The sequence below is a fragment of the Pseudomonas azerbaijanoccidentalis genome (genome assembly GCF_019145495.1).
Classification (GTDB): domain Bacteria; phylum Pseudomonadota; class Gammaproteobacteria; order Pseudomonadales; family Pseudomonadaceae; genus Aquipseudomonas; species Aquipseudomonas azerbaijanoccidentalis.
On record NZ_JAHSTU010000013.1, the window covers coordinates 21,095 to 42,529 of the forward strand.

Sequence of the window (21,435 nt, forward strand, 5' to 3'; positions counted from 1 at the left end):
AAGTCGTTTGCGCGTTGTTCATTGCATTCGCCGCAACGATGGCCGCTGGCTGCTAGGGTTACTACGCTTACCCAGTCATTCCAGCAGACATCAGCCCCATGACCGAACGCCGCCCCCCCAATCCTTCCGGCCGCACCGGGCGCCCCGAGATCCTGGTCATCCTCGGCAGCAGCCTGACGGTGATCGCGATTCTCGGCATCGTGACCTTTCTGCTGATCCGCGAACATGCCAATGCCCAGGAGGCCGCCACCCGCGGCGCCACCACTGTCGCGCAACTGATCGACGCTGATGTGCTGCGCACCGTTGAGCTGTATGACCTGACGCTGCAAGGTTTGATCGCTGCGGCACAACGGGACGACCTCAAGCAGGTTTCAGCGCAAATCCGCCATCTGGTGCTCTTCGACCGCTCGACAACCGCACGTTTCAAGGGCGACATCCTGTTGCTGGACAAGCACGGCGAGGTGCTGGCCGACTCGTCATTGATCGCGCCCAAACCCGGAAACTTCGCCGACCGCGACTACTTTCTCGTCCACGCCTTCAACCGCGACAGCGGCATGTTCATCAGCCGGCCATTCAAACCTCGCTGCGATTGCGCCTACAGTGATGAATGGCAAATCAGTTTCAGCCGGCGCATTTCCTCGGCCACGGGTGAATTCCTGGGGGTGGCGGTGGCTTCGATGCGCCTGGCTTACTTCGATCAATTGTTCAACAGCCTGGACATCGGCACGGACAGCACACTGGCCATCATCAACGACGACGGCGTTCTGCTGGCGCAAAAGCCGTTTCTGGAAGGTAACTCAATCGGCAAAAGCTTCGCCGGCCGGCCCAACGTAGTGCGCATGCTGCGCGAGGGTAGTGGCAGCTTCGATGGCGTCTCCAGCGTCGATGAGCGGCCGCGGCTTTATACCTTCAGCCGCGTCGGCAACTTGCCGTTGACGGTCATCGTTGCGCTTTCCAGTGACGAAGTGTTTGCCACCTGGAACCGCACCGCCGTGGTGATCAGCGGCGCCACCGGGGTCTTGTGTATCGCGCTGCTGTGGCTGACCTGGTTGCTCTGCCGCGAATTGCGCCTGCGTTACAACGCCGAACAGGAACTGGCACAGTTGGCGGCGACCGATGCCTTGACCGGAGTAGCCAACCGTCGAACCCTCGATCAGACCCTGCGCCATGAATGGTTTCGGGCGCAACGTTCCGGCAAACCGCTGTCGGTGTTGATGATCGACGCCGACCACTTCAAGGCCTTCAACGACCGCCATGGCCACCAGGCCGGTGACCAGGCCCTGCGTGCACTGGCGGGTGTGATTAAGGCCAACGTCCACCGTCCGACCGATCTGGTGGCACGTTATGGCGGCGAGGAGTTTTCGGTGGTACTGGCAGAAACCGACAGCGAAGGTGCGCGGCAGATCGCCGAGCAAATTCGCGAGCAAGTACAGCAACTGCCGTTGATGGCGGGCGATGAACAGCCGATGTCAGTGAGCATTGGTATCAGCACATGGACGACCGCGAGTGACATCAGTCTGGAACAGTTGCTGTTCGCGGCGGACAAGGCGTTGTATCAGGCCAAGGAAGGCGGGAGGAATCGGGTGGTTGGATGATTCTGAAAGCAAAAGATCGCAGCCTTCGGCAGCTCCTACATTGGAATGCGTTCCGCTGTAGGAGCTGCCGAAGGCTGCGGTCTTTTAAGCTCAGAGGCATAAAAAAAGGCCACCCGAAGGTAGCCTTTAAAAAACTAGAGAGGTTTTTTACTTACACGGCCGCAACAGGACGCATGTAAGAGATCGGTGCAGTGCTGGCGTCTTCGAAAGTCACGACTTCCCAAGCATCTGTCTGCTCAATCAACTTGCGCAGCAGCTGGTTGTTCAATGCATGTCCGGACTTGAAGCCCTTGAACTCACCAATCAGGCTATTGCCCAGCAGGTAGAGGTCACCAATTGCATCGAGGATCTTGTGCTTCACGAATTCGTCTTCATAGCGAAGGCCGTCTTCGTTCAGTACACCATCCGCGTCGACCACAATAGCGTTTTCAACGCTGCCGCCGAGTGCGAGGTTGTGCTTGCGCAGGTACTCGATGTCACTCATGAAACCAAAGGTACGGGCGCGGCTGACTTCTTTTACGAACGAAGTGCTGGAAAAATCCACGCTTGCACTTTGTGTGCGGTCACGGAAAACCGGGTGATCGAAATCGATCTCGAAGCTCACTTTGAAACCTTCGAAAGGGACGAAAGTGGCGCGCTTGTCGCCATCTTCCACAGTCACTTCACGCAGGATGCGGATGAACTTCTTGGCGGCGTCCTGTTCTTCCAGGCCAGCCGACTGAATCAGAAATACGAAGGGTCCAGCGCTACCATCCATGATCGGGACTTCGGACGCGGAGAGCTCGACGTAGGCGTTATCGATGCCCAGGCCAGCCATGGCCGAGAGCAAGTGCTCCACCGTATCCACCTTCACGTCACCGTTGACCAGCGTCGTCGACATGGTTGTCTCGCCGACGTTAGCCGCACGAGCCGGTATCTCGACCACTGGATCGAGGTCGGCACGGCGAAAGACGATGCCGGTGTCGACAGGCGCAGGCTTGAGGGTCAGGTAGACCTTCTCCCCGGAGTGCAGACCTACACCTGTGGCACGGATAATATTTTTCAGTGTGCGTTGTTTAATCATGGCTTGGGCCGCTTCAGCGCAAATTGCGAACTGGTATCAACAAAGGCTGGCGATGATAGCAGACCACGCCTTTGCTGAACACCAATCACCTTCATAGCCCTGATACATTTCATCAATCGGCCTGACGACGCAGGAATGCCGGGATGTCCAGGTAGTCCAGATCATCTTGCGGATTCATCTTCGCGGCAGCTGCAGCACCGGCCTGAGCCTGGTTGCGCATGACGGTCGGACGGTCGAGGTCACGGTAGTTCACCGCTGGAGCTTCTTGACGAACAGGAGCTTGTTGTTGTGGCTGCGAAGCCATCGAAGTGTGAACGGTATTGTCGATAACCTTCACAGGCTTCTCGATTTTAGCGCCCAGACCGGTCGCAACGACAGTCACGTGCAGCTCGTCGCGCATGTCCGGATCGATAACGGTACCGACCTTGACCATGGCGTGCTCGGAAGCGAAGGCTTCGATGATGCTACCCACGTCGGAATACTCACCCAGGGACAGGTCAGGACCGGCGGTGATGTTCACCAGGATGCCGCGTGCACCTTGCAGGTTCACGTCTTCGAGCAACGGGTTGCGAATGGCCGCTTCAGTGGCTTCACGTGCACGGTTCGGACCGCTGGCGCAGCCAGTGCCCATCATCGCCATGCCCATTTCGCTCATCACGGTACGCACGTCGGCGAAGTCGACGTTGATCATGCCCGGACGCTTGATGATGTCGGAGATACCGCGAACGGCACCGGCGAGTACATCGTCAGCCTTGGCGAAAGCCGACAACAGGCTGGCGTCTTTACCGAGGATGGTCAGCAGCTTCTCGTTGGGGATAGTGATCAACGAGTCGACGCTTTCAGACAGCAGGCGAATACCTTCGTCGGCCAGCTGCATGCGCTTGCGACCTTCGAAAGGGAACGGACGGGTCACCACCGCAACGGTGAGGATCCCCATTTCCTTGGCCACTTCGGCAATGATCGGCGCAGCACCGGTACCGGTACCGCCGCCCATGCCAGTGGTGATGAACACCATGTTGGTGCCCTGCAGGACTTCGGCAATGCGCTCACGGTCTTCGAGAGCGGCCTGACGACCTACTTCAGGGTTGGCACCGGCGCCCAGACCTTTGGTCACGCCAGTACCCAGTTGCAGGATGGTCCGCGCGCTGATGCTTTTCAGCGCCTGGGCATCAGTGTTGGCGCAGATGAACTCAACGCCTTCAATGTTGCTCTTGACCATATGATTCACGGCGTTGCCGCCGCCACCGCCAACACCGATAACTTTAATGACCGGGCTTGCGGGGATGTTGTCTACGAGTTCGAACATTTTCCCTCTCCTTTACGTTCTCTAGTTTTTTCGCCTACTGCGTGTATCTACAACGGTGTTGCGGTAATGCTTTAGAAGTTGCCCTGCACCCAGCTCTTGATGCGATCGAGCAAGGCGCCTTTGGGCTCTTCATTGCTGTAGCTGTCACGGCTGCCGATGCCCGAGAACGAAATGCCGTCGGATTGCTTCTGCAGGCCGTACATCAACAGGCCAACGCCTGTGGAATAAATCGGGTTGCGGACCACGTCATCCAGGCCCTTCACGCCGTGAGGCACGCCCAGGCGCACCGGCATGTGGAAGATTTCCTCGGCCAGTTCAGTGGCGCCTTCCATCTTCGCGGTACCGCCGGTCAGCACGATGCCGGCCGGGATCAGGTCTTCGTAGCCGCTGCGGCGCAGCTCGGCCTGGATCAGCGTGAACAGCTCGTCGTAACGCGGCTCGACCACTTCGGCCAGGGCCTGGCGGGACAGTTCGCGCGGTGGACGGTCGCCAACACTTGGCACCTTGATGGTTTCACCGGCGCCGGCCAGTTTGGCCAGGGCGCAGGCGTAGCGAATCTTGATTTCTTCGGCGTACTGGGTCGGGGTGCGCAACGCCATGGCGATGTCGTTGGTCACCTGATCGCCCGCGATCGGGATCACTGCGGTGTGGCGGATCGCGCCTTCGGTGAAGATCGCGATGTCGGTGGTGCCGCCGCCGATGTCCACCAGGCACACGCCCAGTTCTTTCTCGTCATCGGTCAGGACCGAATAGGCCGAAGCCAGTTGCTCGAGAATGATGTCGTCGATTTCCAGGCCACAGCGGCGCACGCATTTTTCAATGTTCTGTGCGGCGTTGACGGCGCAGGTGACCACGTGAACCTTGGCTTCCAGACGCACACCGGACATGCCCAGTGGCTCGCGGACACCTTCCTGGTTATCGATCACATAATCCTGCGGCAGGGTGTGCAGCACACGCTGGTCAGCCGGGATCGCCACGGCCTGGGCGGCGTCGAGTACGCGCTCAAGGTCGGCGGAGCTGACTTCGCGATCACGAATCGCCACGATGCCGTGGGAGTTCAGGCTGCGGATGTGATTGCCGGCCACGCCGACAAATGCCGAGTGAATGCGGCAACCAGCCATCAGCTGCGCTTCTTCAATCGCGCGCTGGATCGATTGCACGGTGGACTCGATGTTCACCACCACGCCTTTTTTCAGGCCACGGGACGGGTGCGTACCGATCCCGACGATTTCCAGCGTGCCGTCGTCCGCAACCTCGCCTACCAGCGCCACCACCTTGGAGGTGCCGATATCGAGACCGACGATCATTTTGCCGCTTTGCACGTTTGCCATGGGTCCTGCCTCTTCTTAATTCTTCGCGACAGCGGGTTGGGCTGCCGTCGGCGCTATGGGTTCCCGCCAGCCAACAGCAAGGCCGTTGGCGTAGCGCAGATCGATACGCGCAATGTTCGTAATCTGTTCTTTGAGCGTCTTGTCATAGATGGCAATGAAACGGCGCATCTTTTCCACCTGGTTGCCGCGCCCCAGCAGCAGTTCAATCCCGGGACCCGCACTGCCTGGGCCGGTGGTCAGGAACCAGCTGCCTCGTTCACGCAACTCCAGGCGTGCAATCGAGAAGCCCAGCGGTCTGAGCATCTGGCTCAGCACCTGGTATTGCTGCATCACCTGCTGTTGAGCCCGTTGTGGGCCAAACAGCTGTGGCAAGTGTTCGTAGTTCGCCAACTCGCGCGGTGTGAAAGCCTGGCCCTGGTTGTTCAACAGCGACTCGTCGCCCCAACGGGCTACCGGCAGTTGTTCCTCCAGGCGGATCACCACCTGATCCGGCCACACCCTGCGCACTTCGGCGTGGGCAATCCATGGCATCTGTTCCAGCTCGGTGCGCATGCTCGCCAGGTCGATGGTGAAGAAACTCGACGCCACGTATGGGGCAATCCGTTGCTGCACCGCTTGCTGGCTGATGTAACTCAAGTCGCCCTGTACGTTGATCTTGGTGATCGGCCGGTCGGCGTACGGCAACAAACGCTGCGCGCCTTCGTACGTACCGAACCCCAATGCCACCAGCAGCACGGGCCAGAACAGACTTTTCAGAAAACCAAAATTGGCTTTCGGCAGGCGCGCAGACATCGGCTCTTTGGCCACCATTCGGCTGGCACCCCGCGGCACCGGCTTGCGGCCGGGTACGGGTGGCTGATGTCTGATTTGAGCGCCATGCATGGTCTTAACCCCTTGGCTCTTCATTGCCGGCAACACTGGCTGCCAGAATGGCCAGGACCAGTTGCTGGAAATCCAGACCGGCGGCACGGGCCGCCATCGGCACCAGGCTGTGATCGGTCATGCCCGGTGCGGTGTTGACTTCCAGAAACCAGAACTGCCCGTCGGCGTCCTGCATCACGTCCGCCCGGCCCCAACCGGCGATACCCAGCGCATCACAGGCTTTCGCCGTGAGGTCCATGAGTTCCTTTTCCTTGGCGCTGTCCAGGCCGCACGGAATCCGGTACTGGGTATCGTTGGCGATGTACTTGGCGTCGTAGTCGTAGAAACTGTGCGTCGTGCCCAGGGCGATTGGAGGCAACACCTGGTCACGCAGGGTGGCGATGGTGAACTCCGGACCTTGAATCCATTGCTCGACCAACACTTGCGAATCGTAGGTACTGGCCGCTTTCCAGGCGTCGATCAATTCGGACGCGGAATTCACTTTGGCCATCCCGATACTTGAACCTTCATGGGCCGGTTTGACGATCAAAGGGAAGCCCAGTTCCGTGGTCGCCGAAATACAATCGGCCTCGGAACTCAGTACGGCGTGACGCGGCGTCGGAATGCCCAGGCTGTGCCAGACCTGCTTGGTGCGCAGCTTGTCCATGGCCAGTGCCGACGCCAGGATGCCGCTGCCGGTGTACGGAATGCCCAGGCATTCGAGCAGGCCTTGCATGCTGCCGTCTTCACCGCCACGACCGTGGAGGATGACGAAGGCGCGGTCGATTTTTTCGTTGAGCAAACGCTGCAACAGGTCATCGCCCACGTCGAGGCCGAACGCGTCCACGCCCGCGCTTTGCAGCGCTTCGAGAACCGCGTTGCCCGACTTCAGGGAGACTTCGCGCTCGGCACTCTTGCCACCGAACAACACGGCGACACGGCCGAAGTCCTTCGGTGCAACAGTGGAGACGAGGTTGGCGTAAGCAGCAGTCATTTCAACTTCCCCTCGACCGATGCCGCAACGGCCCCGGCGAACAACGGACTATTCAACAGTTTTGGTGCGAGGCCACCGATATCACCGGCGCCCTGGCACAGCAGGATGTCGCCGGCACGCAGCAGTGGCTTGACCACTGGCGCGAGGTCGACACCACGCTCGATGTAGATCGGGTCCAGCTGACCGCGCTGACGGATGCTGTTGCACAGCTTGCGGCTGTCGGCCCCCGGGATCGGCTCTTCGCCGGCCGGATAGACTTCCATCAGCAACAGCACGTTGGCATCGGCCAGTACATTGACGAAATCGTCGTACAGGTCGCGCGTACGGCTGTAGCGGTGCGGCTGGTAGACCATCACCAGTCGGCGCTCCGGCCAGCCTCCGCGCACGGCTTTGATCACGGCCGCGACTTCGGTCGGGTGGTGACCGTAGTCGTCAACCAGCATCACGTTGCCGCCTTCTACCGGCAGTTCGCCGTAGACCTGGAAGCGTCGGCCGACCCCCTGGAACCCGGACAGACCCTGGACGATGGCTTCATCGCTGACGCCTTCGTCGCTGGCGATGCAAATGGTCGCCAGTGCGTTCAATACGTTGTGGTTGCCCGGCATGTTCACCGAGACATCCAGCGGCTCGCGGTCAGGACGCAGCACGGTGAAGAAGGTCTGCATGCCTTGCTGGCGAACATTGATCGCGCGCACGTCGCAATCGTCGCCGAAGCCGTAGGTAACGGTCGGACGTTTGACCTGCGGGAGGATTTCACGCACCACAGGATCGTCCAGGCACACCACCGCCAAACCGTAGAACGGCAGGTTGTGCAGGAACTCGACGAAGGTTTTCTTCAGTACGTTGAAGTCACCGCCGTAGGTCGCCATATGATCGGCGTCGATGTTGGTGACCACCGCTACCAGCGGCTGCAAGTGCAGGAAGCTGGCATCGCTTTCGTCCGCTTCGGCGATCAGATAGCGGCTGGTGCCAAGCTGGGCATTGGTGCCCGCTGCATTCAGACGACCACCGATAACGAACGTCGGGTCCAGGCCACCGGCGGCGAACACCGAGGCGATCAGGCTGGTGGTGGTGGTTTTACCGTGGGTACCGGCGACGGCGATGCCGTGGCGGTAGCGCATCAGTTCAGCCAGCATTTCTGCACGCGGGACCACCGGGATGCGGCGCTCCAGTGCAGTGGCGACTTCCGGGTTGGACGTGTTCACGGCGCTCGACACCACCAGCACGTCGGCGGCGGCAGCGTTCTCGGCACGGTGGCCAATGAAAATCTGGGCGCCAAAGGATTCCAGGCGCTCGGTGACCGGCGAAGCCTTGAGGTCGGAGCCGGACACTTGATAGCCCAGGTTCAACAACACTTCAGCAATCCCGCACATGCCCACACCGCCGATGCCGACGAAGTGGATGCGGCGGATGCGGCGCATCTCCGGTTGCGGCATGGCTTTCTGATTCTCAACCATGGGCCACCTCCAAACAGGTATCGACCACGTTACGGGTAGCATCGGGTTTGGCCAGGCGGCGTGCCGCAGTAGCCATTTCTTCGAGTCGTTGCGGTTGCATCAGGACCTCTGTCAGGCGAGCGGCAAGATCCGCTGCGCCAGTCGTTCTTTGCGGCATCAGGAAAGCAGCGCCTTCCCGGGCCAAATAATCGGCGTTGCGGGTCTGGTGATCGTCGATGGCGTGGGGCAAAGGCACCAGCATCGAGGGCAGACCGGCGGCGGCCAGTTCACTGATGGTCAGCGCGCCTGCGCGACATACCACCAGGTCGGCCCAGCCATAGGCTTGGGCCATGTCTTTGATGAAAGGCTGCACTTGCGCCTCGACGCCAGCCGCGCGATAGCGCTCTGCAGTCACTTCATCGTGGTTTTTGCCGGCCTGATGGAACACGTCCGGACGCAGGTCGGCAGCGACTTGCGACAGGGCTTCAGGCAGCAACTTGTTCAACGGTTCTGCGCCCAGGCTTCCGCCGAGGATCAGCAAACGCGCCTTGCGCCCAGCCAGGGCTGGACGCGATGTTTCGAGGAACAGCTCGGTGCGCACCGGATTACCGGTGGTCCGACGGCTGTTCGACAGGGTAAAGGTGTCGGGGAACGCTTCACAGACTCGGGCGGCCAACGGCACCAGCAACCGATTGGCGGTACCGGCCACGGCGTTCTGTTCGTGAACGATCACTGGCACACCGGCCAGTTTCGCCGCGACACCGCCAGGACCGGTCACATAACCACCAAAACCGACCACGCAGGCTGGCCGCAACCGACGGATGATCGCCCGCGCCTGCCAGACCGACTTGAGCAACATGAACGGTGCCTTGAGCAGGGACAGTTTGCCCTTGCCTCGCAAACCACTGGCGTTGATCCGGTGCAACTCAATGCCGGCCGCCGGAACCAGATCGTTTTCAATGCCGCGCGGCGTACCCAGCCAGTGCACGGTGTAGCCGCGCGCCTGAAACTCACGGGCACAGGCCAGCGCCGGGAACACGTGGCCACCGGTGCCGCCCGCCATGATCAATACGTTAGCGCCCATGGGTCGGCTCCTCGGCGAAGTCGCTCTCATGGAACTCCATCTCTTCACTGCCCAAATGGGTTCGACTCTCCCACTCAATGCGCAGCAACAAACCGAGACAGGCACAGCAGATCACCAAGGAACTGCCGCCATAACTGAGGAACGGCAGCGTCAGACCTTTGGTCGGCAGCAGACCGACGTTCACACCGATGTTGATCAGGAACTGACCAATCCACAGGAACGACAACCCATAGGCAACATAGGCGGCGAAGAACTGCTTGGCCTTCTCGGCCCACAAGCCGATGTACATGCCGCGGATACACACGAAGACGAACAATGCGACGGTGCACAGCGAGCCGACCGCACCCAGTTCTTCAGCCAATACCGAGAACACGAAGTCGGTGTGGGCTTCCGGCAGGTAGAACTGTTTCTGCACGCTGTTGCCCAGGCCCACGCCCAGCCATTCACCACGACCGAACGCGATCAAGGCTTGGGACAGCTGGTAACCGGCGCCAAACTGGTCGGCCCACGGGTCGGCAAAGTTGGTCAGACGCGCCATTCGATAAGGCTGCATCTGAATCAACAGCACCACGGCCCCGACGGCCAGCACCACCATCAGGGAGAAACGGAACAACCCGACCCCGCCCAAAAACAGCATCGCCGCCGCAGCGCCCATCATCACGACGGTGGCACCGAAGTCGGGCTCCATCAGCAAGAGGCCCGCCATGGGCAGCAGCACGATGAACGGCTTGAAGAAACCCATCCAGCTTTCACGCACTTCTTTCTGACGACGCACCAGATAACCGGCGAGGTAGATCACCACGAACACCTTGGCGATCTCGGAAGGCTGAACGTTGAAAAAACTGAAGCCGATCCAGCGCATCGAACCGTTCACTTCACGGCCGATGCCCGGGATGATCACCATCACCAGCAAACCGAATGCCCCCAGCAGCATCAACCAGCCCAGGCGTTGCCACGTGGCGATCGGGATCATCATCGTGACAATGCAGGCCCCCAGGCCAAGCACCACATAAATAAGGTGGCGAATCATGTAATACAGGGCACTGCCCGACTGCACGGCGGCCACTTCGGTGGAGGCCGACGCAATCATGATCAGGCCCAGGCCGAGCAACGCCAGGCAACCGGCGAGCATCGGGAAATCAAGGTCGATACCGCGCCCGGTGATCAGTGGCGATGGGTAAGGCTTGATGATGTTCAGCAGGCTCATGCCAGTTCCTCCACAGCTTGGACGAACTGGTGACCACGGTCTTCGTAGTTCTTGAACATGTCGAAACTGGCACAGGCTGGCGACAGCAACACCACGTCACCCGCTTGGGCAGCGGCGCGGCATTGCGCAACGGCTTCAACCAAAGAGCTTGCACGAATCAGCGGAACTGCATCGCCAATGGCCTCGCCGATCTTGTCGGAGTCGCGACCCATCAGGATCACGGCACGGCAATTGGCCGCCACCGGATCGCGCAGGTCCTTGAACTCGGCTCCTTTGCCATCGCCACCGGCGATCAGCACGACCTTGCCGTCGATGTCTGCGCCCAGGCCTTCGATAGCTGCCAATGCAGCACCCACGTTGGTGGCTTTGGAATCGTTGTAGTAACCCACGCCATCCAGGTCACGGACCCACTGGCAGCGATGCTCAAGCCCGGCGAACGTGCGCAGAGCCGAGAGCATGGCATCGAACGGCAAGCCGACGGCATGGCCGAGCGCCAGGGAAGCCAGGGCATTGGACTGGTTATGTGCGCCGCGAATTTTCAACTCGCGCACTGGCATCAGGTTCTGGAATTCGAAGGCCAGGTATTTTTCGCCGTCTTCTTCACGAATGCCGAACGCCTTGAAATCGGGTTTGCTCAAACCGAAGGTCCAGCACGGCTGACCCTCGCCCATCAGCGGACGGCTCAGGGCGTCCTGACGGTTGACCACGAACTGCCTGGCGCCACGGAAGATCCGGTGCTTGGCCAGGTGATAAGCCGGCAGACCGCTGTAGCGGTCCATGTGGTCTTCGCTGATGTTGAGTACGGTCGCCACTTCGGCGTTGAGCTGATCGGTGGTTTCGAGCTGGAAACTCGACAACTCCATCACGTACAACTCGATGTCGTCGCTGAGCAGGTCCAGCGCCGGCGTGCCGAGGTTGCCACCGACGGCGACACGTTTGCCGGCCGCTGCCGCCATCTCGCCGACCAGCGTGGTCACGGTGCTCTTCGCGTTGGAACCGCTGATGGCCACGATCGGCGCCTTCGCGTTACGCGCGAACAGCTCGATGTCACCGGACAGTTTCACGCCACGGGCGGCGGCAGCCTGCAGGGCCGGGGTCGCCAGCGCCAGACCGGGGCTCACGTAGAGCTCGTCGGCACGGCACAGGAATTCGACGTCCAGCTCGCCACAACGCACTTCCACGTGCGGATAGTCACGCTTGAGCGTGGCCAGTTCCGGTGGATTTTCCCGCGTATCGGCCACGGCAAACGCCACGCCCCGGTTCGCCAGGAAGCGAACCAGGGACATGCCGCTCTTGCCGAGGCCGACAACGATGCGGAAGTGGTCAGAAGCGATCAGAGACACGAATTTCTACCTCAGCTTCAGGGTGGCAAGGCCGACCAACACCAGAATCACGGTGATGATCCAGAAACGGACAATCACGCGCGGCTCGGGCCAGCCCTTGAGTTCAAAGTGGTGGTGAATCGGCGCCATGCGGAATACGCGGCGACCGGTCAGTTTAAAAGAGGCGACCTGAATGACGACTGACAGGGTTTCCATCACGAACACACCGCCCATGATGAACAGGACGATTTCCTGACGGACGATCACCGCGATGGTGCCCAGGGCTGCGCCCAACGCCAGTGCGCCGACATCACCCATGAAGACTTGCGCCGGGTAGGTGTTGAACCACAGGAAACCCAGGCCCGCACCGATCAATGCGCCGCAGAACACGATCAACTCGCCCGCGCCCGGCACATAAGGAATCAACAGGTACTCGGCGAATTTCACGTTACCCGACAGATAGCAGAAAATGCCCAGGCCACCACCGACCATCACGGTCGGCATGATCGCCAGGCCATCAAGGCCATCGGTCAGGTTGACCGCGTTGCTCGAACCGACGATCACGAAATAGGTCAGGACGATGAAACCGGCGCCCAGCGGAATGCTGTAGTCCTTGAGCATCGGCAGGATCAGCGTGGTTTCCACCGGCGTGGCAGCGGTCATATAAAGGAAGATCGCTGCGCCCAGGCCGAACACCGACTGCCAGAAATACTTCCAGCGGCTTGGCAGCCCACGGGAGTTCTTCTCGATCACTTTGCGGTAATCGTCCACCCAGCCGATGGCACCGAACAGCAGGGTCACCAGCAGGACAACCCAGACGTAGCGGTTGCTCAAGTCAGCCCACAACAGGGTGCTCACGCCGATGGACGACAGAATCAGTGCGCCGCCCATGGTCGGTGTACCCGACTTGGACAGGTGAGATTGCGGACCGTCGTTACGAACGGACTGGCCGATCTGACGGTTCTGCAAAGTGCGGATCATCCACGGGCCATAGCACAGCGACAAAACCAGCGCGGTCAGTACACCAAGAATCCCGCGCAGGGTCAGGTACTGGAAGACCGCGAAGCCTTTGTGGAACTGTTGCAGATACTCCGCTAGCAGCAGCAGCATTAATGTTTCTCCAGACTGGACCCGCACAAAGCGGCGACGATGTTTTCCATCGCCGCGCTGCGCGAACCCTTGATCAAAATGGTGGTGTTTGTATCTTGCTCGGCGCCCAGGGCCTTGATCAGTTCAGCCTGCGTGCTGAAATGAAAGGCCTGTGGACCGAAAGCGTTGACGGCGAGAACCATCATTGGCCCGACGGCGTACAGCGCAGAAACCTTGCCACGGGCGTACTCGCCCACGTCGCGGTGCCCCTGCTCCGCCCAATCGCCCAACTCGCCGATATCCCCGAGCACCAGAACGGTGCGCCCGGAAAAGCCGGCGAGTATATCAACGGCGGCGCACATCGAGGTGGGGTTCGCGTTGTAAGTGTCATCAATCACGCGCATGCCATTGGTGGCCAGTTGCGCGACGGTGCGCCCCTTGACCGGCTGCACCGCGCCAAGGCCGGTGGCGATGCCGAACAACGACACACCCAGAGCATGGGCGGCAGCCGCAGCGGCCATGGCGTTGGCCACGTTATGCGTGCCGAGCAGGTTCAGTTGCACACGTTCCGCACCTTCAGGGCTGTGCAGGTTGAATGCCGGGCAGCCACGGGCATCGGTGGCCAGGTCGCTGGCGTAGAAATCGGCGCTGCTGTTGCTCAAGGCGAACGTCAGCACTTTGCGATCGCCGGCGCGCGCCTTCCAGATACCGAACGCCTTGTCGTCGAGGTTGAGAACGGCGACGCCATCGGCGTCCAGCCCTTCGATGATCTCGCCCTTGGCTTCAACGATTTTTTCAGGCCCGCCGAACTCGCCAACGTGGGCGGTCCCGGCATTGTTGAGAATGGCCACGTGGGGTTTGGTCATGGCCACGGTGTAGGCAATTTCACCCAGACGCGAAGCGCCGAGCTCGATCACGGCAGCGCTGTGTTCCGGCGCCAGTTCGAGCAGGGTCAGCGGAACGCCGAGGTCATTGTTCAGGTTGCCACGGGTCGCCAATACCGGACCGCGCGTGCGCAGGATGCTTGCGAGCATTTCCTTGACCGTGGTCTTGCCGCTGGAACCGGTGACCGCCGCGACTGGCTGGGTGAACGCGGCGCGGTTCAACGCACCGAGTTGCCCCAGCGCCTGACGCGTATCGCTTACCAACAATTGCGGCAACGTGCTGTCAGCCACTTCGCGCTCGACCAATGCCGCCACGGCGCCTTTGGCAGCCACGTCATTCAGATAATCATGACCATCAAAACGCGGGCCGGCCAAGGCAATAAACAGTTGGCCCGGCTTGATCGCACGGCTGTCGATGCTGACACCGTCGAAGCTGGCATCGGCAGATACCAGGCGTGCATTCAGCGCGCCGGTCAGTTCGCTCAGTTTCAAGGCTTTAAGCATGGGCCACCTCCCACGCGGTCAAGGCATGATCGGCCTCGACCAGATCGGAGAAGGCATGCCGTTCGCCGTTGATTTCCTGATAGTCCTCATGCCCTTTGCCGGCCAGCACGATCACGTCGTCCGCGGACGCACCAGCAATCAACTGGGCAATTGCCTGGCCACGGCCAGCGACGAAGGTGACGTTATCCACAGCCGAGAACCCGGCGCGGATGTCGTCAAAAATCACCGATGGATCTTCAGTACGCGGATTATCGTCGGTGACCAGCACGCCATCGGCCAGACGCTCGACCACTTCTGCCATCAGCGGACGCTTGCCGCGGTCACGGTCGCCGCCACAGCCGAACAGGCACAGCAGCCGCCCTTTTGCGTGCGGGCGCAACGCCGTCAGGACTTTTTCCAACGCATCCGGGGTGTGCGCGTAATCGACCACCACCAGCGGCTGGGAACCACCGCCAAGGCGTTGCATGCGACCGGCCGGGCCTTCGAGTTTCGGCAGAACCTTGAGAATTTCGTCCAGCGCGTAATCCAGACCGAGCAACGCACCGACTGCGGCCAAGACGTTGCTCAGGTTGAAGCGACCGAGCAAGGTGCTGCGCAGATGGTGCTCACCCTGCGGCGTGACCAACGTGGCGCGCACACCTTCGTCGTCGAACTGCGCTTCGCGGCAATAGAGGTAGGCGCTGCTGTCGAGCAGGCTGTAAGTGATCAACCGCGATTCACGTTTTTCAGCGGCCAGTTGCCGGCCGAAATCGTCGTCGAGGTTTACCACCCGGCACTTCAAATCATTCCAGGCGAACAGTTTGGCCTTGGCTTCGCCGTAGGCCTGCATGGTGCCGTGGTAATCCAGATGATCGCGGGACAGGTTGGTCATCACCGCCACATCGAACGCCAATGCAGTGACTCGGCCTTGATCCAGACCATGGGAAGAGACTTCCATGGCAACGGCTTTGGCGCCGGCCTTTTTCAGGTCGCCCAAGGTCGCTTGCACGGCAATCGGGTTCGGTGTGGTGTGCAGGCCGCTTTCCAGCGCGCCGTAGAAACCGGAACCCAATGTGCCGACGATGCCGCAGTGCTGACCGAGCAGATCCAGCGCCTGGGCCACCAGTTGAGTCACGCTGGTCTTGCCGTTGGTGCCGGTCACGCCGATCAGGTTCAGATGATGGCTCGGCTCCCCATAAAAGCGACCGGCAATGTCCGACAGTTGCGCGGCCAGGCCTTTGACCGGAATCAATGGCACGTCAGTGATCGGCAGCACAGTGGCGCCTTCCACTTCATAAGCCACGGCAGCAGCGCCGCGCGCCAGTGCGTCGGCGATGTGTGCACGGCCATCGAATTTGCCGCCCGGCACGGCGAGGAACAAATCACCGGCGCGCACGTTGCGGCTGTCGAGTGCCAATTCACGAATCAACAGATCGTGGCCGGCGTGGGGGAAAATCTTGTTCAAACTTAGAGACATCAGCCGCGCCCTCCATTGGCTTTCAGTGGAACGACCGGCGTCGCGTTCGCTTGTTGAGTAGGTGGCAGGTTGTCCGGGGTGACGTTCATCAGACGCAGGGTGCCGGACATCACGCGGCTGAACACCGGCGCCGATACCAGACCACCGAAGTAACCGGCCTTGGTCGGTTCATCGATTACAACCACGATGGCGTAACGCGGATCGCTCATCGGGCCGAAACCGGCGAACAGCGAACGGTAGGAGTTTTCGGCGTAGCCCTTGGCACCCACCGAGGTTTTCCGCGCAGTACCCGACTTGCCGCCCACGTGATACGCCGGCACCTGCGCACGGAACACGCCGCGCGGAGCCTCGATCACTTGTTGCAACATGGTTTGCATGGTTTTCGCGACTGCTTCGGGCAGCACTTGCGTCGTTTGCGGCGCTTTGTCGGTTTTGATCAGTGTCAGCGGCGCGAGGCGGCCGTTGTTGGCCAGGGCCGAGAAGGCGTGAACCAACTGGATCGCGGTCACGGAAACGCCGTAGCCGTAGGACAGCGTCGCGGTTTCGGCCTTGCGCCATTCGCGGTAGTTCGGCAGGTTACCGACGCGCTCGCCGGGGAAACCGAGACCGGTGTCCTGGCCGAGGCCGACTTTCTGTGCCAGACGGAAAATCGTCTCGCCACCGATATCGAAGGCGATCTTACTCATGCCGACGTTACTGGAATTGATCAGGATGCCGGTCAGATCGAGCACCGGACCTTCTGTCTTGGACACGTCCTTGATGGTGTACTTGCCAATCTGCAACGAACCCGGATACACCTCGACGGTGTCGCTCGGTTTCCAGCGCCCGGTCTCGATAGCAGCACTCATGGAGATCGCTTTCATGGTCGAACCCGGCTCGAACACGTCGATCATCGCGCGGTTACGCATCATCGCCGGCTGCAGGTTGCGACGGTTGTTCGGGTTGTAGGTCGGCTGGTTGACCATGGCGAGAATCTCGCCGGTCTTCACGTCCATGATCACCAGGCTGCCGGCCTTCGCGCCGTTCTCGATGATCGCGTTGCGCAGTTCGCGGTTGGCCAGGTATTGCAGGCGCAGGTCAATGGACAACGCCAAGGGCTTTCCGGCCTTGGCGTTTTTGGTGACCTGGACATCCTTGATCAACCGGCCGCGCCGGTCCTTGATCACCTGACGCTTGCCCGGCACCCCGGCGAGCCATTCGTCATAGGCCAGTTCGACACCTTCTCGACCGTGGTCGTCGATGTCGGTAAAACCAACCATATGCGCGGTCACTTCACCGGCCGGATAGAAACGGCGGAACTCTTCGATGCCGTAGACGCCAGGCACTTTCAGGTCGAGCACAGCCTGGCCCTGCTCAGGCGTCAGCCCGCGCACCAGGTAAATGAATTCTTTATTGGCTTGTGCTTCAAGACGTTCGGCCAGGGCTTTCGGATCTTGCCCGAGCGCAGCAGCGAGCGCTGGCCACTTCTCTTTGGCCAGTTGCATTTCCTTGGCGTTGGCCCACAGCGTGGTTACCGGCGTACTGACGGCCAGCGGTTCGCCATTACGGTCGGTGATCAGACCACGGTGAGCTGGAATAGGAATGTGTCGAACGCTGCGCGCGTCGCCCTGACCTTTAAGGAAGTCACGGTCAACCACTTGCAGGTCGATGATGCGCCAGCAAATCGCAGCCACCATGACGCCGAGCAAACCCAGCACCAGACGGAAACGCCACGGAAAGAGCGCGCCTTCGAGTTTCATCATGGTGCCACCATCTGTACGTCGGCGGCGCCGGGAATGCGCATTTTCAGCTGCTCGGTGGCGAGCACTTCGATACGGCTATGGGCGGTCCAGGTGCTCTGTTCCAGAATCAACCGGCCCCATTCGGCCTGCGCCTTGTCGCGCACGCTCAACTCGTTGTACAGCGAGTTCAACAGTTGGCGATTCCAGTGCGCGCTGTAAGACACGCCGATAGCCGACACGAGTACACCGACAAACAGCAGCAGCATGAAAAAGCTGCCGCCGGGCAGTGGCTTGGCGAAAAGCTTGCTCACCGCAGCTTCTCCGCCACGCGCATGACAGCGCTACGGGAGCGTGGGTTGGCTTTGAGTTCGGCGTCGGAGGCCGTCTGCGCTTTGCCATGGACTTTGATTTTTGGTTCGAAAGCCACGTGACGAACCGGAAGGTTGCGCGGCAGGTTGTCGGCTTCGCCTTTCACCAGCTTGCGCATGAACAGCTTGACGATACGGTCTTCCAGCGAGTGGAAGCTGATGACCACCAGACGGCCACCGATTTCCAGGCAGTCCAGAGCGGCTTCGAGGCCGGTTTCCAAGTCGCCCAGTTCGTTGTTGACGTGAATGCGTAGCCCCTGGAATGCACGGGTCGCCGGGTTTTTGCCCTTTTCCCAGGCAGGGTTGGCAACTTTCAACACTTCGGCCAGATCAGCGGTACGCTCGAACGGCTTGATGTCGCGACGTTCGGCCACGGCACGGGCCATGCGCCCGGAAAAACGCTCTTCGCCGTACTCCTTGAACACCCGGGCAATTTCTTCCACCGGTGCGGTGTTGACGAACTCGGCAGCGCTGATCCCGCGGGACGGGTCCATGCGCATGTCCAACGGACCATCGTTGAGGAAACTGAAGCCGCGTTCAGGGTCGTCGAGCTGCGGCGAAGACACGCCGAGGTCGAGCAAAATGCCGCTGACCTTGCCTTGCATACCGCGTTCGGCCACTTCCGAACCCAGCTCGGCAAAGCTACGCTGCACAACGACAAAGCGGCCGTCTTCGGCCGCTAGCGTTTGCCCGGTGGCAATCGCTTGAGGATCTTTGTCAAATCCGAGCAACCGACCATCGGGACCGAGCCGGCTCAGGATCAACCGGCTGTGCCCGCCGCGCCCGAACGTGCCGTCCAGATAGCAGCCATCAGGACGTACGGCGAGAGCCTCGACGGCTTCGTCAAGCAGTACGGTGATGTGGTTAAAGCCGCTATCAATAGTCACAGGATCAAATCACGCAGTTCATCAGGCATCGCGCCCGGTTGTTGAATAGCAGCCAGGTCAGCGGCAGAAACCGCATTCCAGGCATCCTCGTCCCACAATTGGAACTTGTTCAGTTGGCCTACCAACATCGCGCGCTTATCCAACTTGGCATATTCACGAAGACGCGGCGGAACCAGAAAACGACCACTGCCATCGAGCTCGAGGTCGACGGCATTACCAATCAGTAAACGTTGCAGGCGGCGGTTCTCTTCTCGAAGCGAAGGCAGTGCGCGCAGTTTGGTTTCAATAATTTCCCACTCATCGAGTGGGTAAACACACAAACACGGATCAACGGCATCAATTGTGACGATTAACTGCCCGGAACTACGCGAATCGAGCTCGTCACGGTACCGGCTCGGCATAGCGAGACGGCCCTTTGCATCGAGACTGATAGCGTTGGCTCCGCGAAACACGTCAGCGTTTCTCCAAATATTAGCGTTTTGCGTTCAAAAAACCCACTTCATGCCACTTTCCGCCACTTGCGCACACTATAGGAATGCGCCCACCACACCGTCAAGGCGCGCATTAAAGGAAAACCCTTACAGAACTGAGATTTAGGAGCATAAAAGGAGGGGTAACGAGAATCTGGCAGATGAAATCGCCCAATAACTTGAATCAGCACAGAAGGCTGCGTTCGGAAGTTAAAGTAATTTATTAAGAGTAAGATTTTTTCGGTATTACGAAAGTGCTTCTGCCGACGATTCTGAAAGGAGGGAAATCGGTGTTGCGTTGAGTTTTTGCGTTGGCTGTCGGCGTAGGCTAATCGACATCACACAACCCTTCTGGCGAACGGCCTGCAAGAAGGGAGATTGCCATCACCAGCGCCCCTGCTCAATGAGTTAAGCAGAGGGAAGAAAAAGGTGGAGAGTCGATCTGTAAGCCGGGTTCTGTCTTGAACAGTCATTCGTCTACGATGGCCATCACTGGACATCTTTAGCAACCTACCCGGTCCCAGCGCGGGCCACGCCTTGGGACCCTATTTGGTCTTGCTCCAAGTGGGGTTTACCTAGCCACGAACTGTTGCCAGACGTGCGGTGCGCTCTTACCGCACCTTTTCACCCTTACCGGCGCCGAAGCGCTTAGGCGGTTATTTTCTGTGGCACTTTCCGTAGGCTCACGCCTCCCAGGCATTACCTGGCACTTCGCCCTATGGAGCCCGGACTTTCCTCCCCCCCCTAATTTTCATAGAGGGCAGCGACTGTCCGATCGACTCTCCGCCGCGCAGGTTAACGGCAGAGCGCCCGAAGAACAAGCGCTAAAAGCCTTTGAATGCGCCTGCACGTCGGGTTTCACTCGCCCTTCTGTTTATCCAGCGCGACCTGATAAAGAACATTCTTACGCTCGCCGGTAATTTGCGCTGCCAACGCCGCCGCACGCTTGAGCGGCATTTCCTCGAGCAACAGGTCAAGAATGCGCATTGCCTCACTGCTGACCGCATCTTCCGACTCGGGCGCCGTCCAGCCGGCGACCAACACCACGCATTCGCCACGTTGTTGGTTGCTGTCCGACTCGACGAACTGACGCAGCTCGGCCAACGGCAAGCCTTTGAGCGTTTCGAACGTTTTGGTCAGCTCACGCGCCAACAGCGCCGGGCGCTCGGCACCAAAGACCAGTTCCATGTCCTGAAGGCACTCAAGAATACGGTGCGGCGCTTCGTAAAAAATCAGCGTGCGCGGCTCTTCCTTTATGAGTTCCAGACGCGCACGGCGCCCGACGGCCTTGGCTGGCAGGAAACCTTCAAAGATGAAACGGTCCGACGGCAGCCCCGCCGCCGACAGCGCAGCAATCAGTGCGCACGCGCCGGGCACCGGAACCACGTTGATGCCCGCCGCACGCGCCTGGCGCACCAAGTGGTAGCCAGGGTCGGAAATCAGCGGTGTTCCGGCATCGGAGATCAGCGCCACATCGTCACCAGCCAACAGACGAGTGATGAAGCGACTGCCTTCGTCGCGCTCGTTGTGTTCGTGACAGGCCGCTAGCGGAGTCGGAATACCGAAGTGCTGCATCAATCGCTGGGAGTGGCGAGTATCCTCGGCGGCGATCAAGGCAACCTCGCGCAGGATTTTCAGCGCGCGCGCACTGATGTCGTCCAGGTTGCCGATGGGCGTCGCCACCACATAAAGCGAGCCAGCAGCGGAATTCAAAGCACCTGGAGCAGTCAAAGCGCACACCTCATGATCGATAAAGCCGCCATTGTAACCCGTCGCGGCGCTCGGGATACGCGCAAGCCATACTCGCTTTTGCCGCCTTTTGTGCCGCACAGCAACATTTGCGCAAGCTAAATTGAT

Annotated in this window: 18 protein-coding genes and 1 other RNA gene; 1 reads left to right on the top strand and 18 read right to left on the bottom strand. The window is 60.2% G+C overall.

Features of this window, described 5'->3' with window-relative positions; translation table 11 throughout:
• Positions 1–98 precede the first annotated feature (98 nt).
• Positions 99–1,595, top strand: a complete 1,497-nt coding sequence (locus KVG88_RS29285; RefSeq protein ID WP_217873449.1) for a sensor domain-containing diguanylate cyclase — start codon at positions 99–101, stop codon at positions 1,593–1,595.
• 151 nt (positions 1,596–1,746) lie between these two features.
• Here KVG88_RS29285 and lpxC read toward each other — a convergent pair whose 3' ends face one another.
• The 18 genes from lpxC to rsmI form a co-directional block, all read right to left on the bottom strand.
• The gene (lpxC, locus tag KVG88_RS29290) at positions 1,747–2,658 is read right to left on the bottom strand and encodes a UDP-3-O-acyl-N-acetylglucosamine deacetylase (protein ID WP_150702941.1); all 912 of its coding nucleotides are present in this window, start codon (positions 2,656–2,658) and stop codon (positions 1,747–1,749) included.
• A 112-nt stretch (positions 2,659–2,770) separates the two neighbouring features.
• A complete protein-coding gene (gene ftsZ / locus KVG88_RS29295) occupies positions 2,771–3,964 on the bottom strand; it encodes a cell division protein FtsZ (RefSeq protein ID WP_053154973.1) in 1,194 nt (397 codons plus the stop codon).
• Positions 3,965–4,035: 71 nt separating this feature from the next.
• Positions 4,036–5,295: a cell division protein FtsA gene (gene ftsA / locus KVG88_RS29300; protein ID WP_034149519.1), complete on the bottom strand. Its 1,260-nt coding sequence runs from the start codon at positions 5,293–5,295 to the stop codon at positions 4,036–4,038.
• A 15-nt stretch (positions 5,296–5,310) separates the two neighbouring features.
• The gene (locus KVG88_RS29305; RefSeq protein WP_150702942.1) at positions 5,311–6,177 is read right to left on the bottom strand and encodes a cell division protein FtsQ/DivIB; all 867 of its coding nucleotides are present in this window, start codon (positions 6,175–6,177) and stop codon (positions 5,311–5,313) included.
• Between the two features lie 4 nt (positions 6,178–6,181).
• The gene (locus KVG88_RS29310) at positions 6,182–7,150 is read right to left on the bottom strand and encodes a D-alanine--D-alanine ligase (protein WP_150702943.1); all 969 of its coding nucleotides are present in this window, start codon (positions 7,148–7,150) and stop codon (positions 6,182–6,184) included.
• Entirely contained in the window at positions 7,147–8,607 is a 1,461-nt protein-coding gene (murC, locus tag KVG88_RS29315; RefSeq protein ID WP_150702944.1) for a UDP-N-acetylmuramate--L-alanine ligase, read from the bottom strand. The genes KVG88_RS29310 and murC overlap by 4 nt, the downstream gene beginning before the upstream one ends.
• Positions 8,600–9,670 carry an undecaprenyldiphospho-muramoylpentapeptide beta-N-acetylglucosaminyltransferase gene (murG, locus tag KVG88_RS29320; protein WP_150702945.1) on the bottom strand — a complete coding sequence of 357 codons (1,071 nt, stop codon included), beginning with the start codon at positions 9,668–9,670 and terminating at the stop codon, positions 8,600–8,602. Before murG ends, murC begins: the two co-directional genes overlap by 8 nt.
• Positions 9,660–10,877 (bottom strand): putative lipid II flippase FtsW, encoded by a 1,218-nt coding sequence (gene ftsW, locus KVG88_RS29325; protein ID WP_150702946.1) that lies wholly within the window; start codon positions 10,875–10,877, stop codon positions 9,660–9,662. Before ftsW ends, murG begins: the two co-directional genes overlap by 11 nt.
• A complete protein-coding gene (murD, locus tag KVG88_RS29330) occupies positions 10,874–12,220 on the bottom strand; it encodes a UDP-N-acetylmuramoyl-L-alanine--D-glutamate ligase (RefSeq protein WP_150702947.1) in 1,347 nt (448 codons plus the stop codon). Before murD ends, ftsW begins: the two co-directional genes overlap by 4 nt.
• 6 nt (positions 12,221–12,226) lie before the next feature.
• Positions 12,227–13,309 carry a phospho-N-acetylmuramoyl-pentapeptide-transferase gene (gene mraY, locus KVG88_RS29335; RefSeq protein ID WP_150702948.1) on the bottom strand — a complete coding sequence of 361 codons (1,083 nt, stop codon included), beginning with the start codon at positions 13,307–13,309 and terminating at the stop codon, positions 12,227–12,229.
• Positions 13,309–14,676 carry a UDP-N-acetylmuramoyl-tripeptide--D-alanyl-D-alanine ligase gene (locus tag KVG88_RS29340; RefSeq protein ID WP_217873450.1) on the bottom strand — a complete coding sequence of 456 codons (1,368 nt, stop codon included), beginning with the start codon at positions 14,674–14,676 and terminating at the stop codon, positions 13,309–13,311. The genes mraY and KVG88_RS29340 overlap by 1 nt, the downstream gene beginning before the upstream one ends.
• Positions 14,669–16,132, bottom strand: coding sequence for a UDP-N-acetylmuramoyl-L-alanyl-D-glutamate--2,6-diaminopimelate ligase (locus KVG88_RS29345; protein WP_217873451.1), 1,464 nt, complete (start codon positions 16,130–16,132; stop codon positions 14,669–14,671). Before KVG88_RS29345 ends, KVG88_RS29340 begins: the two co-directional genes overlap by 8 nt.
• Positions 16,132–17,871 carry a peptidoglycan D,D-transpeptidase FtsI family protein gene (locus KVG88_RS29350; RefSeq protein ID WP_191630496.1) on the bottom strand — a complete coding sequence of 580 codons (1,740 nt, stop codon included), beginning with the start codon at positions 17,869–17,871 and terminating at the stop codon, positions 16,132–16,134. Before KVG88_RS29350 ends, KVG88_RS29345 begins: the two co-directional genes overlap by 1 nt.
• Entirely contained in the window at positions 17,871–18,164 is a 294-nt protein-coding gene (gene ftsL, locus KVG88_RS29355; protein WP_075945622.1) for a cell division protein FtsL, read from the bottom strand. Before ftsL ends, KVG88_RS29350 begins: the two co-directional genes overlap by 1 nt.
• Positions 18,161–19,108, bottom strand: a complete 948-nt coding sequence (rsmH, locus tag KVG88_RS29360; protein ID WP_412071274.1) for a 16S rRNA (cytosine(1402)-N(4))-methyltransferase RsmH — start codon at positions 19,106–19,108, stop codon at positions 18,161–18,163. Before rsmH ends, ftsL begins: the two co-directional genes overlap by 4 nt.
• Positions 19,105–19,560 (bottom strand): division/cell wall cluster transcriptional repressor MraZ, encoded by a 456-nt coding sequence (gene mraZ, locus KVG88_RS29365; RefSeq protein ID WP_007917012.1) that lies wholly within the window; start codon positions 19,558–19,560, stop codon positions 19,105–19,107. The genes rsmH and mraZ overlap by 4 nt, the downstream gene beginning before the upstream one ends.
• A 447-nt stretch (positions 19,561–20,007) precedes the next feature.
• Positions 20,008–20,361: RNase P RNA component class A (gene rnpB, locus KVG88_RS29370), an RNA gene on the bottom strand.
• Between the two features lie 75 nt (positions 20,362–20,436).
• On the bottom strand, positions 20,437–21,309 hold the full coding sequence (gene rsmI / locus KVG88_RS29375; RefSeq protein WP_217873452.1) for a 16S rRNA (cytidine(1402)-2'-O)-methyltransferase: 873 nt from the start codon (positions 21,307–21,309) through the stop codon (positions 20,437–20,439).
• Positions 21,310–21,435: the final 126 nt, after the last annotated feature.